Raw genomic sequence first — 25,498 nt, 5'->3', positions numbered from 1 at the left:
TTAAACCTTGTGTCTTTATGAATAATATCTGGCTTAGACGATTTATCAAACACCGCGACTCTGCCCTGCTGGCGCTGGCGCTATTGTTGCTGCTGGGCGCTACCTTACGCCCCAGCATCCCGTTCAAACATAATATCTACACCTACTTTTTGATTGCAGATATCTCACAGAGCATGAATGCGCCGGATATGACCTTGCGCGGCAAAAAAGTCACCCGCATGGAATACATGCAAAACATGATGCATGAAGTCGTCGCCTCGCTGCCGTGCGATACCAAAGTCAGCGTAGGTTTATATGCGGGTAACGCCGTGGCCGCCATGTATGCGCCGATTGAGGTCTGCAAAAACTTTGCTGCAATACAGGACACCATTGCGCACTTGGACTGGCGTATGGCCTGGTCAGGCAACAGCCGCTTGCGCGAGAGCCTGTTTGTCACGGCCAAAGTGGTGCGCGCCATGCCAGAACCAGCGCAGGTTGTCTACTTTACTGACGGCGAAGAAGCGCCAAAACTGCATGCGTTCAATACCAAAAACCTGGAGGAATTTCAGGGCGGCAACGACTGGATATTAGTAGGCATCGGGTCAGATGAAGGCGTCGCTATCCCTAAACTGAGTGAAGATAATCAGGTCATTGGCTACTGGTCAAACGAAAGCTTTGCCATGCAACCTGGCATTGCGCAAATCTCAGAAAGTACCCTGGGCGTACGCGACGATAACGTAGCCCTCGGTGAGAGTGACCGCTTTATTTCCAAACTGGCAGCAGAGTATATGGAAAGCGTGGCGCAGGAAATCGGCGCCAAATATATTAAAGGCGATAGCAGCTACACGGTTCTCAAAGCCATGAAGGCACAAAAACCTGCCCGCCGTGACATTGCCCCGCTGCCACTGGACTGGATATTGGCCACCTTGGCCGGGCTATGCATTCTGGGCACCTATGCCAGCCGCCAGCCTCTGCGGCAGATCAGACACAACCTGAATATATACCGTCACGAGATCAGATCCAGATTATTCGTACGCAGCGAGGCCGTCGCCCACGACAACCATTTTCAATAATCATTAACGCCTGAATTTCCTCTGTCATCCTAGGCCAGTGATGCAGGCACATCATGAGAATAACCATGACACATCATTGGCGTAAGCGTTGGCTTAAACATCGTGATACCAGCTTGCTCATACTGGCACTGATCTGCCTGCTGGGCGCAGTCATGCGCCCCAGCATTCCGGTCAAACGCAATATACACACCTATTTTCTCATCGCCGACATCACGCAAAGCATGAACGCGGTCGACATGACACTCAACCAGCGACCAGCAAGCCGCCTGGCTTACACCAAGCGCATGATGCATGAGATTGTGGCCCAACTGCCCTGCCACACGCGTGTGAGTATAGGCATCTTTGCCGGGGATGCAGTCGCCGCCCTCTATACCCCCCTGCAAGTCTGCCAGCACTTTTCGGCCATTCACGAAACCATAGACCATCTCGACTGGCGTATGGCCTGGACCGGCAACAGCCAGTTACGCGAAAGCGTCATGATCACGGCAAAGTTACTGCGCCAGATGCCAGAAGCCACTAAAGCAGTGTATTTCACCGATGGCGACGAAGCCCCCTTGCTGCATGCCTTTAATACCCGCAACCTGCGTGACTTTCAGGGCGGCGACGGCTGGTTTTTTGTCGGCATAGGCTCAGACAAAGGCACAGGCATCCCCAAACTCACAGAAGATAACCAGATGATAGGCTACTGGTCGAATGAAAGCTTCGCTGTGCAGCCTAATATTGCGCAAGTCACCGCGAGTAAAAGCAGTGGCCGCGATGACAGCGTCGCTATTTCTGACTATGACAGATTTATCTCCAGGCGTGCCGCGCCCTATTTGCAAAAACTGGCGCAGGAAATCGGCGCAGAATACCTGGATGGTGACCACCCTCGACAAGTATTAGAAGCCATACAAAACCATGCCTCGCCCCGCCATGAAATCGTCCCGTTCTCCATAGACTGGCTACTTGCCAGCCTGGCTGGCGTTTGCATTCTCGCTACTTATATCGGCCGTGAGTCTATACGCCATCTAAAACATACGTTACGGCTATACCGCAAAGGGGTGAATGCACGGTTATTTGCCCGCAGTGAATCGGTCGCACACGATAACCACTTTCAATAACAGCCAGGCTACCCGCATCTTCCCCATTTCAACCAGACGCGCAAGGCCTTTAAAGCACCGCCATCCACCTGATCAGGCAATATCAGCAAACGTTTAGGGCTTAGCCAACGGGTCAAAAGTGACGGACGCTGTACATCAGGCACCCCACCTTCTTGTTGCTGCAGCAGATCAGCCATATGAATCACGACGCAGGCTGGATGGACCACCGTATCCGGCAAGACAGTCAAAGCCCAGGTCTGGCCGCGCTTGTCGGTCAACGTCATCTGCCCAAACACATCCACCCTGATTGACTGTGCACTCCATGGCCAGCGGGTGGCGGGTAACTGCGTCCATTGCCAAACGCACGCCAGCAGATAGCCCAGCACGGCGAGCGCCGCCCATCGCCACGGCAAGCTATACACTAGGCTGAACACCACCAGTATTGAAAACAGCCACCACCATCCCCATAAAAATTTAGAGGGTCGAAGGCGCAGACCGATTTCAGTTGATAAAATAGCTTTTTTCATCGCAATAGAGCGGGTGGCACATGCAGGCATGCACCGCCCCGGAAGGAACCCCTTTTTATGTCCAGCCCAGCAAACTCCTGGCAATCTTTTTTAAGCTCGCAAGGCGCACAATTCAATGCCTCAGGCGAAGCTGCATTTCCAGCCACCACCGCCAGTGCGCAATTGTTTGACCTCTCCAGCAATGGCCTGATTGCCATCAGTGGTGCAGACAGCCAGACGTTTTTGCAAGGGCAAGTGACTAACGATATTAAACTCCTCGCACAAGGTGCGCAATTCAACGGCTACTGCACGCCTAAAGGTCGTTTACTAGCGTTGTTTTTTAGCTTCACCATAGCCGAGGTCATTTACCTGCAATGCCCGCGCGCCCTGATCCCAGACCTGGTCAAACGCTTGCGTATGTACGTGCTGCGCAGCAAAGTGCTGGTAGAAGACGCCAGTGAGCGACTCGTGGCTTTAGGCCTGGCTAGCGACACACTTGCAACAACCATGGAAGCCTTACCTGCCACGCCATACCAACAAGCACAGACGCCTCACGGCACCCTGATACGCCTGGCAGATACAGGCGCACAGCAGCGCGCGCTGTTAGTCGCCGCCAGCGAGCAAGCACAAGCCAGCTGGCAAGCATTGTCGGCTACATTCACGCCAAACAGCACCTCACAGTGGGAGGCATTGGAAATCCAGGCAGGCATTCCGCAAGTCTATGCCGCCACCAAAGAGCAGTTTGTACCGCAAATGGTCAACCTGGATGCCTTGAATGGCATCAACTTTAAAAAAGGCTGCTATACCGGCCAGGAAATCGTGGCACGCACGCACTACCTGGGCAAGGTTAAACGCCGCACACTGCTGGCACAACTCACGAGTGAACACGCGCCACAGCCTGGTGATGTATTACTGGATGCGCAGCAACAGGAAGCCGGGCAACTGGTACGTGTCGCACCAGCAGCAGGCAATACCTGGTGGGTATTGGCCGAATGCCGCCTCGAGTCGAAAGAGGCTGGACCAGTCAGCTGGCAGCAAGCCGTCCTGCAATGGCACCCGTTGCCGTACATCAATCCCGATAAAGAATAACGCAAGTTTTATTTACAGCGCTGCTCTCAGCAAACAAGCGGGATTTGACTACCTGCCTCTGCAATGTTATCTTGAGTTATCTATTAAAGGGGGCATGCGATGAAACATCTGTTTGGTTTAGCTATTCTTCTGGGGACTGTTGGCCCAGCACACGCCTTGACTATTGCAGAGATCAATCTCAATAATTTCGCTTTTGATATCAGCAGTTATGCTACAGGATCAAATATAGCAGGTGTTGCTGATGATGCCACAGCGTCTGGCACAAGTGGAGGAGTCTCTTGGAGTATTAGTCCAACCAGTTTGTGGTCAGGCAGAACGAATACTGAAGGCACTTTTCAGTTCGCTGCACTGCCAGTTCTCACAGATAACCTTCATCCCTCGATGAGTTATACAATCACTTTTGCACAACCAGTGCAAGCTTTGCTGGTTGCACTAAGTAATGATAATACGACGGATACAATTAATTTTGGCCTTGTTCCAACAGATTATAGCGGATTATCATTAAATGGTACCCAACTGACTCTTAACAACCCAGCTGGTGGTTTGGCGTTATTTGAGAATATTTACTCGCTGACCATTCAAAATACCAATAATAACGGCTCAGACGACGGATATGACCTTGCTTTTTATGTAATTTCTACAGTGCCTGAACCTGACACTTTCTCCTTACTCGCCTTGGGCATGCTTGGATTGACAGGCTTGAGATTGTATCGCACCCGTTTATCTTCAAAATAGTCACCTCCCAATAAAAAACAGGCACTTAGGTGCCTGTTTTTTATTGGGAATGTTCATCTGATGAAGACTTATCCGGCACCTGCGTTTTGTCTTTACTAAACTGACCTGAAATCACCTGAAAAAACACTTCATCCTGCTTGACCAGCCCCAGCTCGCTACGTGCGCGTTCTTCAATCGCTGATTGGCCTTGCTTCAGGTCGCGCACTTCTTCACGCAAAGTATCATTACGCTGACGGTAATACTCATTACGCTTCTCATGCGCTTCGATCTGCTGCGAATACTGCCAGACGCGCAACCAGCTGCCCTTGCCCAGCCACAACGGATATTGCAGCAGGGCAATCAGGACCACTAATACGACCGTCAGTTTACGCACGTTGACCTATCAGTGACCTGAATGAGGTTGCGGTTATTTAAACAACTGATAGAACGCGGACAAGCCAGCGTAGCTGGTTGCGTCGCCCAACTCTTCTTCGATACGCAGCAACTGGTTGTACTTGGCCACGCGCTCGGAGCGGCACAGGGAACCGGTTTTGATCTGCAATGCATTGGTGGCCACGGAGATATCAGCAATGGTCGTATCTTCAGTTTCACCGGAACGGTGTGAAACTACAGCCGTGTAGTTGGCACGCTTAGCCATCTCGATGGTCTGGAACGTCTCAGTCAAGGTACCGATCTGGTTGACTTTGATCAACACAGAGTTAGCCACGCCCTTCTGGATACCTTCACGCAGGATTTTCGGGTTGGTCACGAACAAGTCATCACCCACCAGCTGTGTCGATTTGCCCAGGCGTTGTGTCAGCAGATCCCAACCGGCCCAATCAAATTCGTCCATACCATCTTCAATGGTGATGATAGGATATTTGCCTGCCAAAGTAGCCAGGTAGTCACAGAACTCGGCAGAAGTCAGTGCAGCGCCTTCTGATTCCAGGTGATATTTACCATCTTTGAAGAACTCGGTACTGGCGCAATCCAGGCCCAGGTAAATGTCTTTACCTGGCTCGTAACCTGCAGCTTCAATCGATTCCATGATCAATTGCAAGGCAGATTCGTTAGATGGCAGGTTAGGCGCGAAACCACCTTCGTCACCCACAGTCGTTGCCAGGCCTTTGGCATGCAAGGTTTTCTTCAAGGCATGGAATACCTCAGCACCGGCACGCAAAGCTTCACGGAAGGTTGGCAAACCGGCTGGCACAATCATGAACTCTTGGATATCTACGGAGTTATCAGCGTGCGCACCACCGTTGATGATGTTCATCATCGGCGTTGGCAATTGCATGAAAGCAGAACCACCCAGGTAGCGATACAAGGGCAAACCGCTTTCTTCAGCCGCTGCACGGGCACAGGCCATAGAGACGCCCAAAATCGCATTAGCACCCAGGCGGTCTTTATTGTCAGTACCATCCAACTCAATCAGCGTTTTGTCGATAAAGCTTTGCTCTTCAGCATCCAGGCCGATAATCGCTTCGGTGATTTCTGTGTTGACGTTTTCAATCGCATTCAACACACCTTTACCCAGGTAACGGCTCTTGTCGCCATCACGCAGTTCTACGGCTTCTTTGGCACCGGTTGACGCACCTGAAGGCACTGCAGCACGGCCAATCACACCACTTTCCAGCAATACATCGACTTCAACGGTCGGGTTACCGCGTGAATCCATAATTTCGCGGGCGATAATATCTACAATAGCGCTCATATTTATTTCCTCAAAGAGTCAAGATTTAAAAACTTATTCACCGCCGATAAACGCAGATAAACGCCGATCCTGTGCTTGCGCGCCCTGACTCTTGCAGCGGATCTCAAACAAGAGTTTATCTGCGTGCATCTGCGTTTATCGGCGGTTAAAAGTTTTTTGTTTTTTTAAGTGTTAAAGCGTTTGTTCTGCGAAACCGGCTTTTTTCACCAGTTTGTCGAGGTCGACCAGCAGATGCAGCAAATCTTCCATTTTGCCTAATGGCCAGGCATTCGGGCCGTCTGACAAGGCTTTACTTGGGTCTGGATGCGTTTCCATAAACACACCGGCAATGCCGCTGGCAACCGCTGCACGCGCCAACACTGGCACGAACTCACGCTGACCACCGCTTTTGTCGCCCTGCCCACCAGGTTGCTGCACGGAGTGGGTGGCATCAAATACCACCGGGCAATGGGTTTCACGCATAATCGCCAGGCCACGCATATCAGACACCAGGGTGTTATAGCCGAAAGAAGCCCCGCGCTCGCACACCATAATGTTGTCGATGCCGCCGTTAGCCTCTTTGGCCTTATTGACCACTTGTTTCATATCGCCCGGCGCCAAAAACTGACCTTTTTTGATATTGACCGGTTTGCCGGACTGGGCACAGGCGACAATAAAATCAGTCTGGCGGCACAAGAAGGCTGGCGTTTGCAATACATCCACCACCGCTGCCACGTGCGGCACCTGCTCTTCAGTATGGACGTCAGTCAGGATAGGCACGCCGATTTGCGCACGCACCTCGTCCAGAATTCTCAAACCTTCGTCCATGCCAAAACCACGGAAAGTTTTGGTCGAGCTACGGTTGGCTTTGTCATAAGAAGACTTGTAAATAAACGGTACGCCAATACGCGCAGCCATTTCTTTTAACTGGCCAGCCGTATCAATCGCCATTTGTTTGGATTCGATGACACAAGGACCCGCGATCAAAAACAGCGGATGCTCCAGGCCAACGTCAAAACCACATAATTTCATGAAAATCCCTTACTTTTTGGACGCTTTTTGCGCCAATGCCGCTTGCACGTAAGCCTTAAACAACGGATGGCCACTACGTGGGTTAGAAGTGAATTCCGGGTGGAACTGGCAAGCCACAAACCATGGATGTTCTGTTTGCGGCAACTCAATCATTTCGCACAACTCTTCGCGTGGTGTACGCGCAGAAATCACCAATCCGGCCGCTTTCAATTGGTCCACGTAATGGTTGTTGACCTCATAACGGTGACGGTGTCGCTCATTCACTTCATTGCCATAAATGCTGGCTGCCAAGGTGTTTGGCACAATAGGACAGCTCTGCGCACCCAAACGCATGGTGCCGCCGAGATCGGAGTGCTCATCGCGCTTCTCGATCTTGCCGGAAGCGTCTTGCCATTCATCGATCAGGCCAATCAGTTTGTGCTCAGCTTTCGGGTTGAACTCGGTACTGTTGGCATCCTTGAGTCCAGCCACATTGCGTGCATATTCAATCACTGCCAGTTGCATGCCCAGGCAAATGCCCAGGTAAGGTACTTTGCTTTCGCGTGCATAGCGAATGGCGGCAATCTTGCCCTCAGTGCCACGTACGCCAAAACCACCTGGAATCAAAATTGCATCCATGCCGTTCAGGCCAATGGTGCCATTTTTTTCTATATCTTCACTGTCGATATAGTGAATTTTGACTTTGGATTCAGTATGGATACCGGCATGAATCAAGGCTTCAGTCAGCGACTTATAAGACTCAGTCAGGTCTACGTATTTACCGACAAAGGCAATATCGACGATTTCTTTTGGGTTGGCCTGCGCGTGGGTGATTTTTTGCCAGGCAGACAAATCGGCCGCTTTAGCCAGAATATTCAATTTATGGCAGACGATTTCGTCCATCATCTGCTCATGCAGCAAGCCTGGAATCTTGTAAATAGAGTCGCTATCAATTGCGCTAATCACGGCCTCAAAAGGCACATTGGTGAACAAGGCAATTTTGCGCTTTTCATCTTCAGGGATTTCTCGCTCGGCACGACACAGCAAAATATCTGGCTGAATACCAATTTCACGCAGCTCTTTTACTGAGTGCTGCGTCGGTTTGGTTTTCAATTCGCCTGCGGTTGGAATCCATGGCAACAGGGTCAAATGCACATAACAGGCATTGTTACGGCCTTCTTCAAAGCCCATCTGACGGATGGCTTCCAAAAACGGTAAAGACTCAATATCGCCTACCGTGCCTCCGACTTCCACAATCGCCACATCCGCGCCTTCAGCACCGCGTTTAACGTGCGCCTTGATTTCATCGGTAATGTGCGGAATCACCTGTACGGTTTTACCCAGGTACTCACCGCGACGCTCTTTTTTAATCACGGTCTCGTAAATCTGGCCGGTGGTGAAGTTATTGCGCTTGGACATTTTGCTGCTGATAAAGCGCTCGTAATGGCCAAGATCGAGGTCGGTTTCGGCGCCATCATCGGTCACAAACACTTCACCGTGCTGGAACGGTGACATGGTGCCAGGGTCGACGTTAATATACGGATCGAGTTTCAACATGGTGACTTTAATGCCACGGGACTCGAGAATCGCGCCAAGACTGGCGGCTGCGATACCTTTTCCAAGAGAAGAAACAACACCGCCGGTTACGAATACATATTTGGTCATGGATAAGGTACTTAGAGATTGTTACAGACGGGAGAACATTTTACCGTAAAGCCCCTGCGCCGACAATGAAGGCGAGCGATAAAATCCATGGCTGGCTCGTCATTTTCTGCATACAGGCTTACAATCCAGCGCATGCAAACCGAAATCACCAACCACCCTGACTTATGGCAACACTTGCTGCCGCAGCCGGATGCCACTAGCCATAAATACCGCCGTGGACACGCCCTGATTCAAGGTGGCTACCCGATTACCGGCGCGGCCAGACTGGCTGCACTGGCCGCGGCACGCATAGGCGCAGGCCTGACAGCGATTGCCGTGCCAGAGATTGCTTTCCCTATTTATGCCAGCCAGCTATTAAGCATCATGGCCAAGCCCTACGCCACCCCAGCGCAGCACGCAACACTGATAAACGACAACAAAGTCAGCGCTTATCTGATCGGGCCGGGCGCAGGCGTCACTGAAGAGACGGCCGAAACAACCTTGCAGATGTTACGCACCGGCAAGCCCGTCGTGATGGATGCGGATGCACTGACCAGCTTTGCAAGCCGCGCAGACAGACTGACACAATCCATCGCAGCACCATGCGTACTCACTCCGCATGATGGTGAGTTTTCGCGGCTGTTTGGCATCACGCCTGCTCATGAACTCAGCCTGCGTATCAGGCAAACACAGGCTGCCGCCAGCCAAACCGGAGCTGTGGTACTGCTTAAAGGCGCACAAACCGTGATCGCCGCAGCCGATGGCCGACAAGTCGTCAACAATAACGCCCCGCCCACCCTGGCCACTGCTGGTAGCGGTGATGTACTGGCAGGCATCATCACCGGCCTATTGGCGCAAGGCATGCCAGCCTTTGAAGCCTGCGCAGCGGCAGCCTGGTTACATGCCGAGGCCGCGACACTGTTTGGGTCTGGTTTAATTGCAGAAGACTTGCCAGGCTTGCTCCCTGCAGCTATCCGCCAGTGCCAGCAGATTTGTGCGCAATCGCCACATAAACAGCCATAAAAAAAGCGCCATCGCATCGTCTGCAATGGCGCCCTGCTTTTTAAAGCTTAAATTAGAACGGGCGTGGTGTTGCAATACCCAATGCTTCATTCAAGCCCAGTGCCAGGTTAGTCCCTGCCACGGCAATGATGTAACCAGCGCCAGTCAAAATTGTGGCCACACCACCCAACAGACCCAATGATGTTGGGAACTCAGGAATAATGGAAAAGCCACCAGAAACCACTTCCACTTCAGTCATTGTTAATTCACGCATTATTTTTTCCTTTTTTTAGATTGTTAATCAAATTAGTCGGGCTGCTTAGCAGTGAATCTCCTCCACTCAAGTCAACGCCAACCAATTTAGGTTAACACAATTTAATGACATAAAAACAACATTTATTAATAAATATTAACAATATTGATTTAAAAAAAGAGCTCTGTCGCGCTGTGTGTCTGCGGTTTTAATCAGATATCTAAAATTGGATATGTCGCACGCGGTGTTGCAATCCCCAGGGCTTCATTTAAACCCAAAGCGAGATTGACACCTGCCACGCCAATAATAAAACCTGTGGCCGTTAAGATAGTTGCAATACCGCCAACCAAGCCCAAAGACGTCGGAAATTCAGGAATAATCGAATAGCCGCCAGAAATTGCGTCTACTTCAGAAAGTGTTAACTCACGCATATCAAAGTTCCTTTTTTTTAAAAAAATCAAAAAACGTTGAGCAAGTGCGCCTCTCAAGCCAATATTCTCCAGCAAGACCATCTCGCCAACAAACAAATATTAACATAAACTATACATATTTATAATTTACGAAAACAACCGTACCGCAGGATAACTAAACTGAGGGCCAAAAAAACAAAAACGCATCCAAGAGGATGCGTAGGAAAAGTCAGCATTGAAGCCTGGTGTTAGCGGCTACGTTGCTTGTTTTTTAACAATTGATTTTGCTCACGCTTCCAGTCACGTTCTTTTTCAGTATCTCGTTTGTCGTGTTGCTTTTTACCTTTAGCCAGGCCAATCTGGATTTTGATGCGGCCACGTGTAAAGTGCATATCCAGCGGCACAATGGTGTAACCCGCGCGTTCCACCTTGCCAATCAGTTTGTCGATTTCTTCACGATGCAACAGCAACTTGCGTGTACGGATGGCATCTGGACGAATATGTGTAGAGGCAGCGCCCAGTGGCGTAATATGGCAACCGATCAGGTATAACTCGCCACGCATCACCACCACATAAGCCTCTTTAAGGTTGGTGCGGTTATCGCGTATGGCTTTGACTTCCCAGCCTTCAAGTACCAGGCCGGCCTCGTACTTTTCTTCGATAAAGTAATCAAAAAACGCTTTTTTGTTTTGCGCGATGCTCATAACGCTGGTGTGCAGACTTAAATCACTTAAAATAGCATTTTAACTCAAAACCCCATTTCATTCTGGAACCACCAATCAAATGGCTTAACCCAATGGCGCAAGTAGAAAAAACCGTTTTAGTCATGCACTCCTGTGCAGCCATGTTTCAACTGGTAGATGCCGTGGAAGACTATCCACAATTCCTGCCCTGGTGTGGCGGCAGCGAGCTTACCGAGCGCACAGAAGTAGCGACGCAAGCGACGATACATATTAACTATCACGGGATTCAGCAACACTTCACGACGCGCAACCATAAACAGTTTCCGCACCGCATGGACATTACCCTGGTCGACGGTCCGTTCAAGCAACTGGCCGGGCATTGGCACTTTATCCCCCTGCGCGAAGATGCCTGCAAAATTGAGTTCAAACTGGAATACGTATTTGCCAACAGCCTGATCGAACGCATTATTGCACCGGTGTTTAGCCATATTGCCAATACGTTTGTGGATAGCTTTGTCAAACAGGCGGACAAGCTACATTTGAAATAGCCCTGATGCCAAACACACCAACTGAGAGCATCATTGTCGAAGTGGCCTACGCCTTACCACAGTCGCAAAGTATCCTTACATTGACCGTTAACGCAGGCACCACCGCACTAGAGGCCGTGATCCAATCAGGCATTGCACAACAATATCCTGACATTTCGCTGGATCACCTGGCACTGGGTATTTTTGGCAAAAAAGTAGAAGCCGGGACGGTTTTAAAAGCCATGGACCGGGTAGAAATTTACCGGCCACTGCTGGCCAATCCTAAAGAAGCGCGCAGACAACGCGCCGCTGCCAAAAATGGGAAGCAAAAACGTCAGCCTTGAATAAAGGTGAACGATTTTGGTTACTCAGGTGGACAATTTTCGTCAATCTCCTGCTGCGCCCGGGCCTGACCTTCCCTGATTTGATCATCCGTCAGATACTCTTTTTGGCCATTTTCATTCACATTCTGCATACGGCCGCCAACAGCATAGTTACGGTAATTGGATCTTGCGGCAGCACAGTTCTGCGCTTTTAAACGCTCCTGCATGGCCTTCAAGGCCTCTGCCTCTGCGGAGGGCGCAGGCTCACGATTCTCTGCAGGTTTATTATTCGAAGACGCGGCTTCCTCTCGCTGGTAGGCGTCTGAGCGCGTGAGCGGCACATCATTAGGCACAGTGGCTGCCTTGATTTTTTGTGTGCCATTAGCGCCGGACTGCGGCGGCACATCCGAATAATTCATGACGCCTTTTTCATCGCGCCACTTATAAATTTCGGCGCTTGCCTGCATAGACCACAACAAGCATCCCGCCAAAATCAGTTTCAAAATAATCTTCATCGCCCACACTCTGCTCTTAATTCAAAAACATCCATGCACAAACCATGCCAAACACCATCAGCGTCGTAGCAAAAAATGCAAAACGCTTTGTCAAGGCAAAGTGAAATCGGTATAATTATATTTTGGAGATAAGGAATTCACATGCGTTTGTTGCAACAAGCCCTGACCTTTGATGACGTTTTACTCGTTCCAGCCCATTCGAATGTCATGCCTCGCGAGGTCAACCTCAGTACCAAGTTGACCAAAAGCATCACTTTAAATATCCCCCTGTTATCTGCTGCGATGGACACCGTCACTGAAGCACGCATGGCGATTGCGCTGGCGCAATTGGGCGGCATGGGCATTATTCACAAGAACATGACGGTTGAGATGCAGGCTTCCCGCGTCTCCCGCGTCAAGCGTTTCGAATCTGGCGTCGTCATTGACCCGGTCACCATCCACCCCGCCATGAGCGTGCGTGAAGTGATGGACATCACCAAACAACAAAAAATCTCCGGCCTGCCCGTATTGCAAGATGGCAAAGTCGTTGGCATCGTCACTAACCGTGACCTGCGCTTTGAAACCAACCTCGATCAAGCCGTCAGCAATGTGATGACCCCGCAGGATCGCCTGGTCACTGTGCGCGAAGGCGCCAGCCGCGAAGAAATCATGGGCCTGCTGCACAAGCACCGCCTGGAGCGCCTGCTGGTCGTCGGCCAAAACTACGAACTCAAAGGCCTGATCACGGTAAAAGACATTCAAAAATCGCACGATCACCCCTTAGCCTGTAAAGATGAAAAAGGCCGTTTGCGCGTGGCTGCTGCGGTGGGCGTGGGCGAAGGCACTGATGAGCGTATTGACGCCCTGGTTGAAGCAGGCGTAGACGCGATTGTGGTCGACACTGCACACGGTCACTCACAAGGCGTGCTGGACCGCGTACAATGGGCTAAAACCAAATATCCAAAACTGCAAGTGATTGGCGGCAACATTGCCACTGCTGAGGCTGCCCTGGCGTTGGTAGACCACGGCGCTGACTGCGTAAAAGTCGGCATTGGCCCAGGCTCTATCTGCACGACTCGTATCGTCGCTGGCGTTGGTGTGCCGCAAATTACAGCGATCAGCAATGTGGCCAAAGCACTGGAAAAATCCGGCGTGCCATTTATTGCAGATGGCGGTATCCGTTTCTCAGGTGATATTTCTAAAGCCATTGCCGCTGGTGCCTACAGCGTGATGCTGGGCGGTATGTTTGCCGGTACTGAAGAAGCCCCAGGTGAAGTTGAGCTGTTCCAGGGCCGTTCTTACAAGTCTTACCGTGGCATGGGCTCTATCGGCGCCATGCAAAAAGGTTCGTCTGACCGCTACTTCCAGGACAACACCGCCAATGCTGACAAACTGGTGCCAGAAGGCATTGAAGGCCGCGTACCTTACAAAGGCAGCGTGCTGGCTGTGGTCCACCAGTTAATGGGTGGCTTGCGTGCTTCCATGGGCTACGTCGGTTGTGCAACCATTGAAGATATGCGCAATAAAGCCGAGTTTGTACAAATCACCAGTGCCGGTATGCGCGAATCGCACGTACATGATGTACAGATTACTAAAGAAGCCCCTAACTATCGCGTAGATTAAGTTTTACTGACCATTATTAAACCAAGCCACAGAGGACACAGATGTCACGGAGAATAGTTTCTCTTAGACGCTGTGTCCTCTGTGCACTCTGTGGCTAAAAAAATGTCTCACTCAAAAATCCTCATTCTAGACTTCGGTTCACAAGTGACCCAACTCATCGCCCGTCGCGTACGCGAAGCGCATGTTTACTGTGAAATCCACCCTTGCGACGTCTCTGACGACTTCGTCAAAAACTTTGGCGCCGACGGCATTATCCTCAGCGGTAGCCATGCCAGCGTGTATGAAGAAGAAACCGACAAAGCACCGCAAGCCGTATTTGAACTTGGTGTCCCGGTCATGGGCATTTGCTACGGCATGCAAACCATGGCGCAACAACTGGGCGGCAAGGTTGAGGCAGGCAGCAAGCGCGAGTTTGGCTATGCGCAAGTGCGCGCACGCGGCCACTCTGCCCTGTTCCGCGACATTCAGGACGCTACTAATGACCAAGGCCACGGCCTGATTGACGTCTGGATGAGCCACGGCGACAAAGTCACCGAACTGCCAGCAGGTTTTAAAGTCATTGCCAGCAACGACACCACGCCGATTGCCGCCATGGCCGATGAAGACCGCCGTTTCTATGCCGTTCAGTTTCACCCCGAAGTCACCCACACCAAACAAGGCCAGGCCATGCTGGAGCGTTTTGTATTGGATATCTGTGCCGCAAAACCAGACTGGATCATGGGCGACTACATCACTGAGGCGGTGGCAAAAATTAAAGCTCAAGTCGGCGATGAAGAAGTCATTTTAGGTTTGTCTGGCGGCGTTGACTCCTCTGTCGCAGCGGCGCTGATTCACCGCGCCATTGGCGACCAGCTGACCTGTGTGTTTGTAGACCACGGCCTGTTACGCCTCAATGAAGGCGACATGGTAATGGAGATGTTCGCAGGACGTTTGCATGCCAAGGTCATCCGCGTCGATGCCACCGAACAGTTTATGGGCAAACTGGCTGGTGTCAGCGACCCGGAAGCCAAACGTAAAATCATTGGTGCCGAATTTGTTGAGGTATTTAAAGCCGAAGCGGCCAAACTCAAAGCCAGCGGCGCTGGTCACAAAGGCGCAACCTTTTTGGCACAAGGCACCATCTACCCGGATGTGATTGAATCTGGCGGCGCAAAATCGAAAAAAGCGGTGACCATCAAGAGCCACCATAACGTTGGCGGCTTGCCAGAGCAGCTTGGCCTCAAACTGCTGGAGCCATTGCGCGACCTGTTTAAAGACGAAGTGCGCGAGCTAGGCGTCGCCCTCGGCCTGCCACGTGATATGGTCTACCGCCACCCGTTCCCGGGCCCTGGCCTGGGCGTGCGCATCTTGGGTGAAGTCAAACGTGACTATGCCTTATTGCTGCAACGTGCCGATGCGATCTTTATCGAAGAATTGCGCAATACCGTCGATGCTGCCACGGGTAAAACCTGGTACGACCTCACCAGCCAGGCATTTACTGTGTTCTTGCCAGTGAAATCCGTGGGCGTGATGGGTGATGGCCGTACTTATGACTACGTGGTCGCCTTGCGTGCCGTGGTCACCAGCGACTTTATGACCGCGCATTGGGCAGAGTTGCCATACAGCTTGCTGGGCAAAGTGTCCAATAGAATTATTAACGAGGTAAGAGGCATCAACCGCGTGGTGTATGACATTTCCGGTAAACCGCCTGCCACTATCGAGTGGGAATAACTTTCATTCTTAGCCCTGACCTCACCCTAATTAGAGAAAAACGATGAGTACTCAATCCATTATCCTCACTGGCGATCGCCCAACCGGCCCGTTGCATCTGGGGCATTTTGTCGGCAGTTTGCGTAACCGTGTCAAATATCAGCATGAATACAAGCAATACGTCATGCTGGCCGACGCGCAGGCGCTGACCGACAATATGGATGATATTGATAAAGTGCATCGCAATGTGGTGGAAGTGGCTCTGGACTACCTGGCCGTCGGCATAGACCCTAAGCTGTCGACCATTTTTATCCAGTCACAAGTGCCTGAACTGACGGAGCTGGCGTTTTACTACCTGAACCTGGTCACCGTGGCGCGCCTGGAGCGTAACCCGACCGTCAAAGAAGAGATTCGCCTGCGTGACTTCGAGCGCGATATTCCGGCGGGTTTTCTCACCTACCCTGTCAGCCAGGCCGCTGATATTACCGCGTTTAAAGCCACGCTGGTGCCAGTCGGTGAAGACCAGATCCCGATGATTGAGCAAACCAACGAGATCGTGCGCCGCTTTAACCGCACTTATAAAAATGCCAGCACCAAACAGGAAATTCTGGTGGAAACCAAAGCCCTGGTGCCAGAGCTGGGCCGTTTGCCTGGCATTGATGGCAAAGCCAAAATGAGTAAGTCATTAGGCAACGTGATTAACCTGGGCGCAACCGCTGACGAAGTGACTAAAGCGGTTAAACGCGTCTACACCGACCCGTTGCACTTAAAAATTGAAGACCCTGGCCATGTGGAAGGCAATATTGCCTTCACCTACCTGGATGCGTTTGACACGGACAAAGCCGCGGTGGCCGAACTGAAAGCGCATTACACACGTGGCGGTCTGGCGGACAGCATCGTTAAAAAGCGCCTGGAAGCCGTATTGCAAGAAATGCTGGAGCCAATCCGTACGCGCCGTGCTGAGTTGGCCAATGACAAAGGCTATATTTTGCAATTGCTGCGTGAAGGCACTGAGCAAGCGCGTGAAGTGGCTGCCAACACCATGAGCGAAGTGCGTGCTGCGCTGGGCCTGACCTACTTTTAAGCATTTAAGCACTGAGATGAGTCGTGGTTTTGTTAAAGAAGATGATCTGGAGCTGGCCGGGACTGACTTACCGGAACGCCCGCTGAGTCCGCATGCGAACTATGTAACACCAGACGGCTTGCAACAATTACAGCAAACCGTCAAAACACTGGAAACTGCACGCAGCCAATACGTTGCGCGCAAAGAAGACCCCAGTGCGCAGCAAAAACTGGCTGAAATTGACCGCGACCTACGCTACTTTGTCGCCCGGCTGGAATCGGCACAATTGGTAGATCCGGCGCAGCAACCGCGACACACCGTCTTATTTGGCGCCAAAGTGCAGGTGGAAGATGAAGATGGTGAACAATCTGTTTTCCAGATCGTCGGCGAAGATGAAGCAGACATTGCGCAGCAAAAAGTCAGCTATGTGTCACCGCTGGCAAAAGCCCTGCTAGGCCGCAAAGCGGGTGACAGTACTGTCTGGCAGCGTCCGGCGGGCCCTTTGCAGTTGGACATTTTAACTATTGAGTATTAATTAACACACATCATGAACGTATCACAAGCCATACAGGAACGCCGCTCAATCAAAGCTTACGATCCTGCTCACCGGATGACAGAAGCAGAAATCCAGCAGTTGTTCTCGCTGGCCATGCTGTCGCCGACTGCTTTCAATATTCAGCACTGGCGCTTTGTGGTGGTGACAGATCCGGTGTTACGCCATCAAATCCGCGCGGTGAGCTGGAACCAGGCACAAGTGACTGATGCCTCGTTGCTAGTTATATTGACGGCAGACCTCAAGGCCTGGGAAAAAGACCCGGCGCGCTACTGGGTCAATGCACCGCAACAAGTCAGCGACTACCTGGTGAAGGCGATTCACGACTATTACACCGACCACGCACAGGCCGAACGTGATGAAGGCATGCGCTCAGGCGGCATGGCGGCGATGACGCTGATGCTGGCGGCCAAGGAAATGGGTTATGACACCTGCCCGATGGACGGTTTTGACTTTGATGCCGTGGCCAAACTGATCAACTTGCCTGCTGACCATGTGCCGGTGATGTTTGTGGTGGTAGGCAAAGCACTGGAAGCAGCCAAACCACGTGGCGGCCAGTTGCCCATGGATGAAGTCGTCATCTACAACACTTTTTAAAAAATGCAGGCCATTTACCTGCAAAAATAATTTTATCTGCGTGCATCCGCGTTTATCCGCGGCTAAACTTTTGAAGGTTTTTCATGTTAATTGCAAACAATATCACCATGCAGTTTGGCTCCAAGCCACTGTTTGAAAATGTCTCCGTCAAATTTGGCGACGGTAATCGTTATGGCCTGATTGGCGCCAACGGTTGTGGTAAATCCACATTTATGAAGATTCTAGCCGGTGTGCTGGAGCCTACCAGCGGTAACGTCAGCCTGGACCCCAACGAACGCATGGCGTTTTTGAAACAGGACCAGTTTGCCTATGAAGACCAGCGCGTGCTGGACGTGGTGATGATGGGCCACGAACAAATGTGGAAAGCCATGCAGGAGCGTGATGCTATTTACGCCAACCTCGAGGCGACCGAAGACGACTATATGCGTGCCGCTGAGCTGGAAGGCGTGTTTGCCGAATATGACGGTTATACCGCCGAAGCACGTGCTGGCGAATTACTGTTAGGCGTAGGCATTCCGCTGGAGCAACATACTGGCCCGATGAGTGCCGTCGCACCAGGCTGGAAACTGCGCGTACTGTTAGTACAAGCCTTGTTTGCCAACCCGGATGTATTGCTGCTGGATGAGCCGACCAACAACCTGGACATCAACACCATTCGTTGGCTGGAAGATGTGGTGAACAATCGTGATTGCACCATGGTCATCATTTCGCATGACCGCCACTTTTTGAACCAAGTATGTACGCACACCTGCGATATGGACTACGGCAAGATTACCTCTTACCCAGGCAACTATGATGATTACATGGAAGCCAGCATTGCAGCGCGTAACCAGCAAGCCAAAGACAACGCCAAGGCCAAGCAGCAAATTGCCGACCTGCAGGACTTTGTGCGCCGCTTCTCGGCTAACGCGTCTAAAGCCAAGCAGGCCACCAGCCGTGCCAAGCAGATTGATAAAATCAAGGTGGAAGAATTTAAACCATCCAGCCGCCAATATCCGTTTATCCGCTTTGAGTTTGACGACAGGGAAAAACTGCACCGCAACGCGGTAGAACTGAAGAAACTCAGCCACGGCTTTGACAGGACTTTGTTCAATGACGTGGAACTGATGTTTGAAGCCGGTGAAAAAGTCGCCATTATTGGTGAAAACGGTATCGGTAAAACCACGTTCTTGCGTTGCCTGGCAGGTGATTTGGCGCCTAAACATGGCGAGGTCAAATGGGCAGAAAAAGCCAAGTTGGGCTATTTTGCGCAAGACCATGAATACGAATTCGAAAAAGGCGAAGACCTGTTTGAATGGATGACCGCACAGCGTCAACAAGGCGACGATGACAACACCGTGCGTAGCATGCTCGGCCGTTTGCTGTTCCCGACCGAAGCGACCAGAAAATCCGTCAAGGTCCTCTCCGGTGGTGAAAAAGGCCGCATGCTGTATGGCAAATTGATGCTGGCAAAAACCAATGTGCTATTGATGGACGAGCCAACCAACCACATGGACATGGAATCTATTGAAGCGCTGAATACCGCGCTGGATAAATACAAAGGCACCTTATTCTTTGTCAGCCATGACCGCGAGTTCGTGAGCTCGATTGCCACGCGCATTATCGAAATCAAAGCCGATGGCATTGTCGATTTTACTGGCAACTATGAGGATTACCTCGCCAGCCAGGGCATTGAATAAGCGGATACACTCCGTTACACAGCTAGCATGATCAGACAAACACCCGATACATTCGGGTGTTTTAATGTCAACATTGCAATTTCGCAATGATGATTAAAGGATACATCATGAAACTGAATAAACTGGCATTCGCAGGGCTTCTGGTTTTGGTGTGCGGCACCGCCTTTGCCGAACCCGGCCATGGTTGCGACAAAGGTAAATTTGACAAAGCCAACTGGCAGGAACACCGCCTGGAGCATTTTGAAAAGCATCAGGAAAGATTACATACTATTTTGCAACTGACCAGTGCCCAGGAAAACGCCTGGAAAAACTACCAGGCGCAAATCAAGCCACAAGACAAAGCTGAGCATCCGGATGTGGCTGAGTTAAACAAGCTCAACACGCTGCAACGCCTGGATAAAATGGAAGCCTGGGACAAAGAACGTGATACGCGCCAGGCTGAACGTGCAAAAGCAGTACGTGCGTTTTATGCGCAATTAAACGATGCCCAGAAAAAAGCGTTTGATGAAAATGCGTTTCCGCAGCATGACGGCCCGCATCATGGTGGCCCCCGCCATGAAAAATAGTACCGCGCGTAAAACCATCCTGGTTTAATGCTGGAAACCGGCCACAATGGCCGGTTTTTGTGCTCCAATATCCACTCTTGTAAGCCCGAGACTTTGTTTATGACTGACGGCCATCCTGACACACATGTACTGGTAGTAGATGACGATGATGCGATTCGTGATCTGCTGTGTGATTTTCTGCAAGATAATCAGCTCATCACCCATCAGGCGGCCAATCACGCCCAAATGTGGCAAGCGCTGGAACGGCAACTGCCAGACGTGATTATTCTGGATATCAACATGCCGCAACGTAGCGGCATTGAACTGTGCCGTGAGTTGCGTGAGTCACCCAAGTACCGTTTGCTGCCGATTATCATGCTGACAGCGCGTACCAGCTCGCTGGATACCATTATGGGCCTGGAAACTGGTGCCGACGATTATGTGGCGAAACCGTTTGAACCACTGGAGCTGTTATCGCGTATCCGCAGTGTGATCCGTCGCGCACGTATGCATGCAGAAAATCCTGGCAAAGCCCATCATGAAGAGTCTGCCGATAGCGGCATTTTGCGCTTTATTGAGTTTAATGAATGGAAGCTGGATATCCACAACCGCACCTTGATTGACCAAAGCAATACCAGCATTCCACTCTCCAATGCCGAGTTCAAGTTCCTGCGTTTCATGCTGCTGCACGCCAACCGTACCTTGAGCCGTGATCAACTGATGGAAGAAATGCACGGCCGCGAAGCTGGCCCGTTTGATAGATCAATAGACTTACAAATCAGTAGATTAAGACAGAAACTTGAAGTGGATACTAAAAGTCCGTCCATGATCAAAACGCTACGCAATGAAGGCTATCTACTGACAGCAGATGTCCGTTATCTTAAATAAAAGCGCACCTGACCATAAAGAGCACTAGAGTGATGATAAAAAAATTGTTAGGCACCATGTCGGTCCGTATCTTCCTGATTACCGTCATTGGTATTCTCATCACCGCGACTGTCGTGAGCATGCTGGGCCAGCGCGATTCGCGCGAAAATGAAACACGCCTGCGCGACCAGTTTGCATTCGACCGTATTGAAAGCATGATTCGTATTCTGGAAGCGACCGTGCCTGAAAAACGCTCCGAGATTCAAGATGTATTTAAACGCATGGGCAGCCATGTGACCGTGGGCGTAGAACCACCACAAAATGCACCACTGCTGCCTGCAGAATTAGCCAACCTCAACAACTTGCTGGTGCCAGAGGTGGCAGACTTTATCAGTCTTTCCAAGGCCAGCCATTGCGCGCCTCGTCGCCCGCCTCCACCGCCGCCTGGTTTTGGCGCACCGCCACCACATCCACATGGCCAGTGCCTAGCGGTTTATACCCACCTTGAAGACAACACACCGATTTTGATCGAGCTGCACTACGGTGGCCACCGCCCACCCGCCGGACCGCCGCATGAACGCAACCCACTCACCATCGTGCTGGCGTTGTTTGGTTTGATCAGCATCATTTGGGCTGTCGCCTCTGTCGCCACGCAACCGTTACGCAAACTGGCAAATGCCGCCTTGCAACTGGCACACAATATCGAGCATGCGCCTTTACCAGAAAACGAAGGCTCTACCGAAGTGCGCCATGCGGCTAAAGCCTTTAACGAAATGCAGCGCAGCATCCTCAAGCATATTCAGGAGCGCGGCTTTATTCTGGGCGCCATTGCACACGACCTGCAAACACCGCTCACGCGCTTGCGTTTACGCCTGGAAAAAGTCAAAGACCAGGAGCTTAAACAAGGCTTGATCAAAGACCTGACTGCCACGCAGGAAATGGTGCGTGAAGGGCTGGACTTTGCCCGCTTATGCGGTGAAAACATCCACAAAAGCAAAGTAGACCTCACCGCACTAGCCACCGCCCTCTGTGATGATTTTGAAGATGCAGGCCACGCGATTGCCAGCAGCCTGCCCACGCAATCGATCACCATTCTCGGCTCAGCACACCTGCTTACACGTTGCCTGACCAACCTGCTCAACAATGCGATTACCTATGCGCAGACGCCTGCGCTGGCGCTCCACACCGAGGGCAACCAGGTTATTTTTGTGATCTCCGACGACGGCCCCGGCATCCCGGCACAAGAACTGAATAACGTCTTGGAACCCTTCCGCAGGCTGGAGGATTCCCGTTCACGCCAAACCGGCGGTACTGGCCTGGGCCTCGCCATTGCGCGCATGATTGTTGAAAAACATGGTGGCAAACTGTCTATCAGCAACAAACCGGCACCTGCCTCCGGCCTGGTGATACAGATCACTTTGCCGCTGCAATAATCGGATTTGCAGCAGCGGACAACCTGGCAATCATGATGATTGAACTGCACAGGCGCCAAGGTGTAGACTAATGCCCTTGCTTAAAGCATAAGCTATATCAGGCTGGAAAAAATCGTACGGCCCAATTGCCTATCTTGTAAGCCATTGATTTAAAAAACGGAGAAGTGGCAGAGCTGGTTGAATGTACCTGACTCGAAATCAGGCATACGCGCAAGCGTATCGAGGGTTCGAATCCCTCCTTCTCCGCCAGCGATTCCTAAGTAGTTGAATTTTAATAATAACCAATCTATTCATATAGATAGAGCGTAAATTGAGCCACATAACTGGTACACTTTAGGCATCTAGGATGCGTAAACAAATCCACATGATTAACCGTAAAGGCGTCTTCTATTTTCGCCGTAGAGTCCCGCCCCTGGTTGCTATGAGTACAACCTCAGACGATGACACAGACGCACCGTTTTAATCCAAGGCACGCTCAAGAGGTCTTGCCCACACTTACCCTCGGCCAATCCTAAAGTCTAGCCTAAGGCCCCTTCGCAGACGCCTAAAGCATTATTAGGCACGGTAGATTAAGACTAAAAAGCACGAAGCCCTCTTGGAGTTTATCCTTGAGGGCTCTATGGTTAATTAGACTCCAGAAAATAACTTTTTGAAAACTTCTTTGACTCACTAGGATTAAGGTAACGGCAATCTTGTATTTCTGCCTTGCCTATTTCCTCCTCAACACTTATCAATCCAAATTTGCGGTTAACGCTTAATCCCACCCCAGGCATACTATTGAAAATATTACCTGTGACCAGTTTCAAATAGTAAACAGTACCAGCTTCCATTAATAACTTTGTTGGCTCTGCCGGTGTATAGCGGTCACTCAGCAAAATAGAGAATTGATGTTGCCCAGGAGGTAAGTAGAAGTATGTGTAGCCATTGTTTTGCAGTAACAACCTCTCTTCATTGTCTACTACTATCCCTGGAGAAATTGCCCCATTCTGAAAAAGGTCTGGTCGATAGACATAAATCAGTGAGTCATTTGTTGGGTGCGACACAGCATTAAACTTTGGGCCTGTTGCAGAACACGCGCTTAGTAATGCTAGACCCATAACAATCAGAACCTTGTACAAAAAATCTCCCCTCGAATTATTATCAGTAGTTAAAAAGAACACAATCCACTCTACTCTCCATCTTGCTGGGAGGCTTCGAATAACACACGTTACGCCTTGCATTCGGAGGACCTCTCGGAGGTTGGAAGATATATTACACAACGGCTGTCATTGAGTTAAGTACATCCCTTATACCGCAGTTCGAATCCCCGTGGGTACGCGAACCCCGCTGAGGTATTGCAATGGGCGATTTGAATAGTTACCATATGAAAGTGGTACACAATAGTGAGCCACACAGCCTCACCAGATGCAATCTAAGTAATTGATTATTAATAAATCTCTGCCGACTTTCAGGAATCCCTCCTTCTCCGCCAGCATTCAGGCAATCTGAATTGAAGGTATAACTTTTAATGGCTCAGGCTTGCAAGGCGCGAATTTCTGGCAGATTGCGCCACCAGCCATACACATCCATGCCGCAACCAAACACATAGCGGTTAGGTACGGTGAGGCCAACCACATCGGCCAGCAACGGTTTTTGCAAGCCATTGTCTTTTTCGGTAAGCACGGCGGTCAGCACCTGTGCGGCACCAGCTTCACGGCAGTGTGCAACGACTGCTGCCAGCGTCACGCCTTCATCCAGAATATCATCGAGTACAACAACGGTTTGCCCGGCCAGATCCAGTTCCGGGCGTTTGCTCCAGACAATCTCTTGCCCGGCTGTGCCGTGATAACGGTTGGCCTGCAGGTAATCCAACCTCGCTGGCACTGGCAAGCGGCTCATTAACTGCCCGGCCAGGTATAAACCACCACGCATCACACACAACAGCACCACCGGCTGGCCGCTGGATAAGCGCTCGCGCAATTGCGCCGCCATGCGGTCTATCGCGCGGCTGACCTCTTCCGCAGTAAACACCACGTCCGAGTGTGCCAGCCAAAAGGCTGGCGATTGCTGTTGTGCTGCCTGCATGGTTGCTTAGATGGACAATGTTTTCAGGTAGCTTTTGAAACTATCTGCAATTTCAGGATGCTTCAATCCCAGCTCAACGTTGGCCTGCATAAAGCCCAGTTTGCTGCCGCAGTCATAACGTTTGCCTTTGTAGCGATAAGCCATGACTTTTTCAAATTCCATCAAGGCAGAAATACCGTCAGTCAGCTGGATTTCGCCACCCTTGCCTGGCTTCACATGCTCCAGGCAATCAAAAATACGTGGGCTCAACACATAACGGCCAACCACGGCCAGGTTAGAAGGTGCCTCTTCTGGCTTTGGTTTTTCTACCATGCCTTTCACTTCAAGCAAGTCGTCCGTTTTAGCCACAGCATCCACCACGCCATAGCTGCTGGTTTCTTCTGGCGCCACGGTTTCAATGCCCAAAATAGAACATTGCTGCTCGGTATACATATCCACCATTTGCTTGGTGATGGACACATCACCCACCAGCAAATCATCAGCCAGCAATACCGCAAATGGCTCGTTGCCCACCACTGGTTTGGCGCATAACACCGCATGGCCCAGGCCCAACGCTTGTGATTGACGGATAAAGACGCAGCTCACGCCTTTTGGCAGGATGCTGTGCACAATATCAAGCAGTTTTTGCTTGCCTGCGGCTTCCAGCTCGGCTTCTAGTTCGTAGGCTTTGTCAAAATGGTCAGCAATCGAACGCTTGTTGCGGCCGGTGATAAAAATCAGCTCTGTGGCACCAGCGGCAATGGCCTCTTCCGCCGCATATTGAATCAACGGCTTATCGACCACCGGCAGCATTTCCTTGGGACTGGCTTTGGTCGCCGGCAAGAAACGGGTACCTAGCCCCGCTACCGGGAACACTGCTTTTGTAATTTTCTTCATGGTCGTATCCTAAAATAAAATAGTTATAA

At 51.0% G+C, this 25,498-nt stretch carries 28 protein-coding genes and 1 tRNA gene; 17 read left to right on the top strand and 12 right to left on the bottom strand.

The features are described from left to right. Positions 1-17 precede the first annotated feature (17 nt). Together INP78_RS05030 and INP78_RS05025 are read left to right on the top strand one after the other, a co-directional pair. On the top strand, positions 18-1,052 hold the full coding sequence (locus INP78_RS05030) for a VWA domain-containing protein (protein WP_194741040.1): 1,035 nt from the start codon (positions 18-20) through the stop codon (positions 1,050-1,052). A 65-nt stretch (positions 1,053-1,117) separates the two neighbouring features. Then, positions 1,118-2,152: a VWA domain-containing protein gene (locus INP78_RS05025; protein WP_228522648.1), complete on the top strand. Its 1,035-nt coding sequence runs from the start codon at positions 1,118-1,120 to the stop codon at positions 2,150-2,152. Positions 2,153-2,160: 8 nt separating this feature from the next. On the opposite strand, the gene INP78_RS05020 is transcribed toward INP78_RS05025, so the two are convergent. Continuing rightward, a complete protein-coding gene (locus tag INP78_RS05020) occupies positions 2,161-2,688 on the bottom strand; it encodes a hypothetical protein (protein WP_228522647.1) in 528 nt (175 codons plus the stop codon). Positions 2,689-2,715: 27 nt separating this feature from the next. Here INP78_RS05020 and INP78_RS05015 point away from each other — a divergent pair, with 27 nt between their 5' ends. Together INP78_RS05015 and INP78_RS05010 are read left to right on the top strand one after the other, a co-directional pair. Then, the gene (locus INP78_RS05015) at positions 2,716-3,726 is read left to right on the top strand and encodes a folate-binding protein YgfZ (protein WP_194741038.1); all 1,011 of its coding nucleotides are present in this window, start codon (positions 2,716-2,718) and stop codon (positions 3,724-3,726) included. A gap of 99 nt (positions 3,727-3,825) precedes the next feature. Continuing rightward, positions 3,826-4,461, top strand: coding sequence for a PEP-CTERM sorting domain-containing protein (locus tag INP78_RS05010; RefSeq protein ID WP_194741037.1), 636 nt, complete (start codon positions 3,826-3,828; stop codon positions 4,459-4,461). A gap of 40 nt (positions 4,462-4,501) precedes the next feature. Here INP78_RS05010 and ftsB read toward each other — a convergent pair whose 3' ends face one another. From ftsB to INP78_RS04990, 4 genes are all read right to left on the bottom strand, one after another. After that, positions 4,502-4,834 carry a cell division protein FtsB gene (gene ftsB, locus INP78_RS05005; protein WP_194741036.1) on the bottom strand — a complete coding sequence of 111 codons (333 nt, stop codon included), beginning with the start codon at positions 4,832-4,834 and terminating at the stop codon, positions 4,502-4,504. A gap of 33 nt (positions 4,835-4,867) precedes the next feature. Continuing rightward, positions 4,868-6,154 (bottom strand): phosphopyruvate hydratase, encoded by a 1,287-nt coding sequence (eno, locus tag INP78_RS05000; protein ID WP_194741035.1) that lies wholly within the window; start codon positions 6,152-6,154, stop codon positions 4,868-4,870. Positions 6,155-6,325: 171 nt separating this feature from the next. Continuing rightward, positions 6,326-7,165 carry a 3-deoxy-8-phosphooctulonate synthase gene (gene kdsA / locus INP78_RS04995; protein WP_024929922.1) on the bottom strand — a complete coding sequence of 280 codons (840 nt, stop codon included), beginning with the start codon at positions 7,163-7,165 and terminating at the stop codon, positions 6,326-6,328. A gap of 9 nt (positions 7,166-7,174) precedes the next feature. After that, positions 7,175-8,809 carry a CTP synthase gene (locus INP78_RS04990; protein WP_194741034.1) on the bottom strand — a complete coding sequence of 545 codons (1,635 nt, stop codon included), beginning with the start codon at positions 8,807-8,809 and terminating at the stop codon, positions 7,175-7,177. Positions 8,810-8,941: 132 nt separating this feature from the next. Between INP78_RS04990 and INP78_RS04985 the strand changes: the two genes are divergently transcribed. Further along, complete coding sequence (locus tag INP78_RS04985) at positions 8,942-9,811, top strand: NAD(P)H-hydrate dehydratase (protein WP_194741033.1); 870 nt, start codon at positions 8,942-8,944, stop codon at positions 9,809-9,811. Between the two features lie 52 nt (positions 9,812-9,863). Here INP78_RS04985 and INP78_RS04980 read toward each other — a convergent pair whose 3' ends face one another. The 3 genes from INP78_RS04980 to smpB form a co-directional block, all read right to left on the bottom strand. Then, complete coding sequence (locus tag INP78_RS04980) at positions 9,864-10,064, bottom strand: hypothetical protein (protein ID WP_194741032.1); 201 nt, start codon at positions 10,062-10,064, stop codon at positions 9,864-9,866. A gap of 191 nt (positions 10,065-10,255) precedes the next feature. After that, positions 10,256-10,549, bottom strand: coding sequence for a hypothetical protein (locus tag INP78_RS04975; RefSeq protein ID WP_228522646.1), 294 nt, complete (start codon positions 10,547-10,549; stop codon positions 10,256-10,258). A 152-nt stretch (positions 10,550-10,701) separates the two neighbouring features. Continuing rightward, positions 10,702-11,157, bottom strand: a complete 456-nt coding sequence (smpB, locus tag INP78_RS04970) for an SsrA-binding protein SmpB (protein WP_194741031.1) — start codon at positions 11,155-11,157, stop codon at positions 10,702-10,704. A gap of 92 nt (positions 11,158-11,249) precedes the next feature. On the opposite strand from smpB, the gene INP78_RS04965 reads away from it, so the two are divergent. Continuing rightward, on the top strand, positions 11,250-11,684 hold the full coding sequence (locus tag INP78_RS04965; protein WP_194741030.1) for a type II toxin-antitoxin system RatA family toxin: 435 nt from the start codon (positions 11,250-11,252) through the stop codon (positions 11,682-11,684). Between the two features lie 5 nt (positions 11,685-11,689). Further along, positions 11,690-12,007 carry an RnfH family protein gene (locus INP78_RS04960; protein ID WP_194741029.1) on the top strand — a complete coding sequence of 106 codons (318 nt, stop codon included), beginning with the start codon at positions 11,690-11,692 and terminating at the stop codon, positions 12,005-12,007. A 20-nt stretch (positions 12,008-12,027) separates the two neighbouring features. Here INP78_RS04960 and INP78_RS04955 read toward each other — a convergent pair whose 3' ends face one another. Further along, a complete protein-coding gene (locus INP78_RS04955) occupies positions 12,028-12,501 on the bottom strand; it encodes a DUF4124 domain-containing protein (RefSeq protein ID WP_194741028.1) in 474 nt (157 codons plus the stop codon). Positions 12,502-12,642: 141 nt separating this feature from the next. Between INP78_RS04955 and guaB the strand changes: the two genes are divergently transcribed. From guaB to INP78_RS04905, 10 genes are all read left to right on the top strand, one after another. Continuing rightward, entirely contained in the window at positions 12,643-14,103 is a 1,461-nt protein-coding gene (guaB, locus tag INP78_RS04950; protein ID WP_194741027.1) for an IMP dehydrogenase, read from the top strand. A gap of 102 nt (positions 14,104-14,205) precedes the next feature. After that, on the top strand, positions 14,206-15,813 hold the full coding sequence (gene guaA / locus INP78_RS04945) for a glutamine-hydrolyzing GMP synthase (protein ID WP_194741026.1): 1,608 nt from the start codon (positions 14,206-14,208) through the stop codon (positions 15,811-15,813). A gap of 43 nt (positions 15,814-15,856) precedes the next feature. After that, positions 15,857-16,876 carry a tryptophan--tRNA ligase gene (gene trpS / locus INP78_RS04940; RefSeq protein ID WP_194741025.1) on the top strand — a complete coding sequence of 340 codons (1,020 nt, stop codon included), beginning with the start codon at positions 15,857-15,859 and terminating at the stop codon, positions 16,874-16,876. 16 nt (positions 16,877-16,892) lie between these two features. Then, positions 16,893-17,390: a GreA/GreB family elongation factor gene (locus INP78_RS04935; RefSeq protein ID WP_194741024.1), complete on the top strand. Its 498-nt coding sequence runs from the start codon at positions 16,893-16,895 to the stop codon at positions 17,388-17,390. 12 nt (positions 17,391-17,402) lie between these two features. Beyond that, on the top strand, positions 17,403-18,005 hold the full coding sequence (locus INP78_RS04930) for a nitroreductase family protein (RefSeq protein ID WP_194741023.1): 603 nt from the start codon (positions 17,403-17,405) through the stop codon (positions 18,003-18,005). An 83-nt stretch (positions 18,006-18,088) separates the two neighbouring features. Beyond that, a complete protein-coding gene (locus INP78_RS04925; RefSeq protein WP_194741022.1) occupies positions 18,089-19,684 on the top strand; it encodes an ABC-F family ATPase in 1,596 nt (531 codons plus the stop codon). 107 nt (positions 19,685-19,791) lie between these two features. Further along, complete coding sequence (locus tag INP78_RS04920; RefSeq protein ID WP_194741021.1) at positions 19,792-20,250, top strand: Spy/CpxP family protein refolding chaperone; 459 nt, start codon at positions 19,792-19,794, stop codon at positions 20,248-20,250. 99 nt (positions 20,251-20,349) lie between these two features. Next, positions 20,350-21,117: a response regulator gene (locus INP78_RS04915; RefSeq protein ID WP_194741020.1), complete on the top strand. Its 768-nt coding sequence runs from the start codon at positions 20,350-20,352 to the stop codon at positions 21,115-21,117. A gap of 32 nt (positions 21,118-21,149) precedes the next feature. Next, entirely contained in the window at positions 21,150-22,529 is a 1,380-nt protein-coding gene (locus INP78_RS04910) for an ATP-binding protein (RefSeq protein WP_194741019.1), read from the top strand. A gap of 158 nt (positions 22,530-22,687) precedes the next feature. After that, positions 22,688-22,778, top strand: a tRNA-Ser gene (locus INP78_RS04905). Between the two features lie 374 nt (positions 22,779-23,152). Here INP78_RS04905 and INP78_RS04900 read toward each other — a convergent pair. The 3 genes from INP78_RS04900 to galU all read right to left on the bottom strand — a co-directional run bounded on the left by INP78_RS04900 (position 23,153) and on the right by galU (position 25,469). Then, complete coding sequence (locus INP78_RS04900; RefSeq protein WP_194741018.1) at positions 23,153-23,626, bottom strand: DUF2846 domain-containing protein; 474 nt, start codon at positions 23,624-23,626, stop codon at positions 23,153-23,155. 415 nt (positions 23,627-24,041) lie between these two features. After that, entirely contained in the window at positions 24,042-24,593 is a 552-nt protein-coding gene (locus INP78_RS04895; RefSeq protein ID WP_194741017.1) for a hypoxanthine-guanine phosphoribosyltransferase, read from the bottom strand. A gap of 6 nt (positions 24,594-24,599) precedes the next feature. After that, complete coding sequence (galU, locus tag INP78_RS04890; protein WP_194741016.1) at positions 24,600-25,469, bottom strand: UTP--glucose-1-phosphate uridylyltransferase GalU; 870 nt, start codon at positions 25,467-25,469, stop codon at positions 24,600-24,602. Positions 25,470-25,498 lie beyond the last annotated feature (29 nt).

The organism is Methylophilus sp. 14, assembly GCF_015354345.1.
Lineage (GTDB): Bacteria > Pseudomonadota > Gammaproteobacteria > Burkholderiales > Methylophilaceae > Methylophilus.
This window is presented reverse-complemented; position numbering and strand designations above follow the sequence as displayed.

Bases quoted from the DNA above. Each gene is read 5' to 3' on its own strand.
- INP78_RS05030 (WP_194741040.1), top strand. From the start codon at position 18: ATGAATAATATCTGGCTTAGACGATTTATCAAACACCGCGACTCTGCC.
- INP78_RS05025 (WP_228522648.1), top strand. From the start codon at position 1,118: ATGACACATCATTGGCGTAAGCGTTGGCTTAAACATCGTGATACCAGC.
- INP78_RS05020 (WP_228522647.1), bottom strand. From the start codon at position 2,688: ATGCCTGCATGTGCCACCCGCTCTATTGCGATGAAAAAAGCTATTTTA.
- INP78_RS05015 (WP_194741038.1), top strand. From the start codon at position 2,716: ATGTCCAGCCCAGCAAACTCCTGGCAATCTTTTTTAAGCTCGCAAGGC.
- INP78_RS05010 (WP_194741037.1), top strand. From the start codon at position 3,826: ATGAAACATCTGTTTGGTTTAGCTATTCTTCTGGGGACTGTTGGCCCA.
- eno (WP_194741035.1), bottom strand. From the start codon at position 6,154: ATGAGCGCTATTGTAGATATTATCGCCCGCGAAATTATGGATTCACGC.
- kdsA (WP_024929922.1), bottom strand. From the start codon at position 7,165: ATGAAATTATGTGGTTTTGACGTTGGCCTGGAGCATCCGCTGTTTTTG.
- INP78_RS04990 (WP_194741034.1), bottom strand. From the start codon at position 8,809: ATGACCAAATATGTATTCGTAACCGGCGGTGTTGTTTCTTCTCTTGGA.
- INP78_RS04985 (WP_194741033.1), top strand. From the start codon at position 8,942: ATGCAAACCGAAATCACCAACCACCCTGACTTATGGCAACACTTGCTG.
- INP78_RS04980 (WP_194741032.1), bottom strand. From the start codon at position 10,064: ATGCGTGAATTAACAATGACTGAAGTGGAAGTGGTTTCTGGTGGCTTT.
- smpB (WP_194741031.1), bottom strand. From the start codon at position 11,157: ATGAGCATCGCGCAAAACAAAAAAGCGTTTTTTGATTACTTTATCGAA.
- INP78_RS04965 (WP_194741030.1), top strand. From the start codon at position 11,250: ATGGCGCAAGTAGAAAAAACCGTTTTAGTCATGCACTCCTGTGCAGCC.
- INP78_RS04960 (WP_194741029.1), top strand. From the start codon at position 11,690: ATGCCAAACACACCAACTGAGAGCATCATTGTCGAAGTGGCCTACGCC.
- INP78_RS04955 (WP_194741028.1), bottom strand. From the start codon at position 12,501: ATGAAGATTATTTTGAAACTGATTTTGGCGGGATGCTTGTTGTGGTCT.
- guaB (WP_194741027.1), top strand. From the start codon at position 12,643: ATGCGTTTGTTGCAACAAGCCCTGACCTTTGATGACGTTTTACTCGTT.
- guaA (WP_194741026.1), top strand. From the start codon at position 14,206: ATGTCTCACTCAAAAATCCTCATTCTAGACTTCGGTTCACAAGTGACC.
- trpS (WP_194741025.1), top strand. From the start codon at position 15,857: ATGAGTACTCAATCCATTATCCTCACTGGCGATCGCCCAACCGGCCCG.
- INP78_RS04935 (WP_194741024.1), top strand. From the start codon at position 16,893: ATGAGTCGTGGTTTTGTTAAAGAAGATGATCTGGAGCTGGCCGGGACT.
- INP78_RS04930 (WP_194741023.1), top strand. From the start codon at position 17,403: ATGAACGTATCACAAGCCATACAGGAACGCCGCTCAATCAAAGCTTAC.
- INP78_RS04925 (WP_194741022.1), top strand. From the start codon at position 18,089: ATGTTAATTGCAAACAATATCACCATGCAGTTTGGCTCCAAGCCACTG.
- INP78_RS04920 (WP_194741021.1), top strand. From the start codon at position 19,792: ATGAAACTGAATAAACTGGCATTCGCAGGGCTTCTGGTTTTGGTGTGC.
- INP78_RS04915 (WP_194741020.1), top strand. From the start codon at position 20,350: ATGACTGACGGCCATCCTGACACACATGTACTGGTAGTAGATGACGAT.
- INP78_RS04910 (WP_194741019.1), top strand. From the start codon at position 21,150: ATGATAAAAAAATTGTTAGGCACCATGTCGGTCCGTATCTTCCTGATT.
- INP78_RS04900 (WP_194741018.1), bottom strand. From the start codon at position 23,626: ATGGGTCTAGCATTACTAAGCGCGTGTTCTGCAACAGGCCCAAAGTTT.
- INP78_RS04895 (WP_194741017.1), bottom strand. From the start codon at position 24,593: ATGCAGGCAGCACAACAGCAATCGCCAGCCTTTTGGCTGGCACACTCG.
- galU (WP_194741016.1), bottom strand. From the start codon at position 25,469: ATGAAGAAAATTACAAAAGCAGTGTTCCCGGTAGCGGGGCTAGGTACC.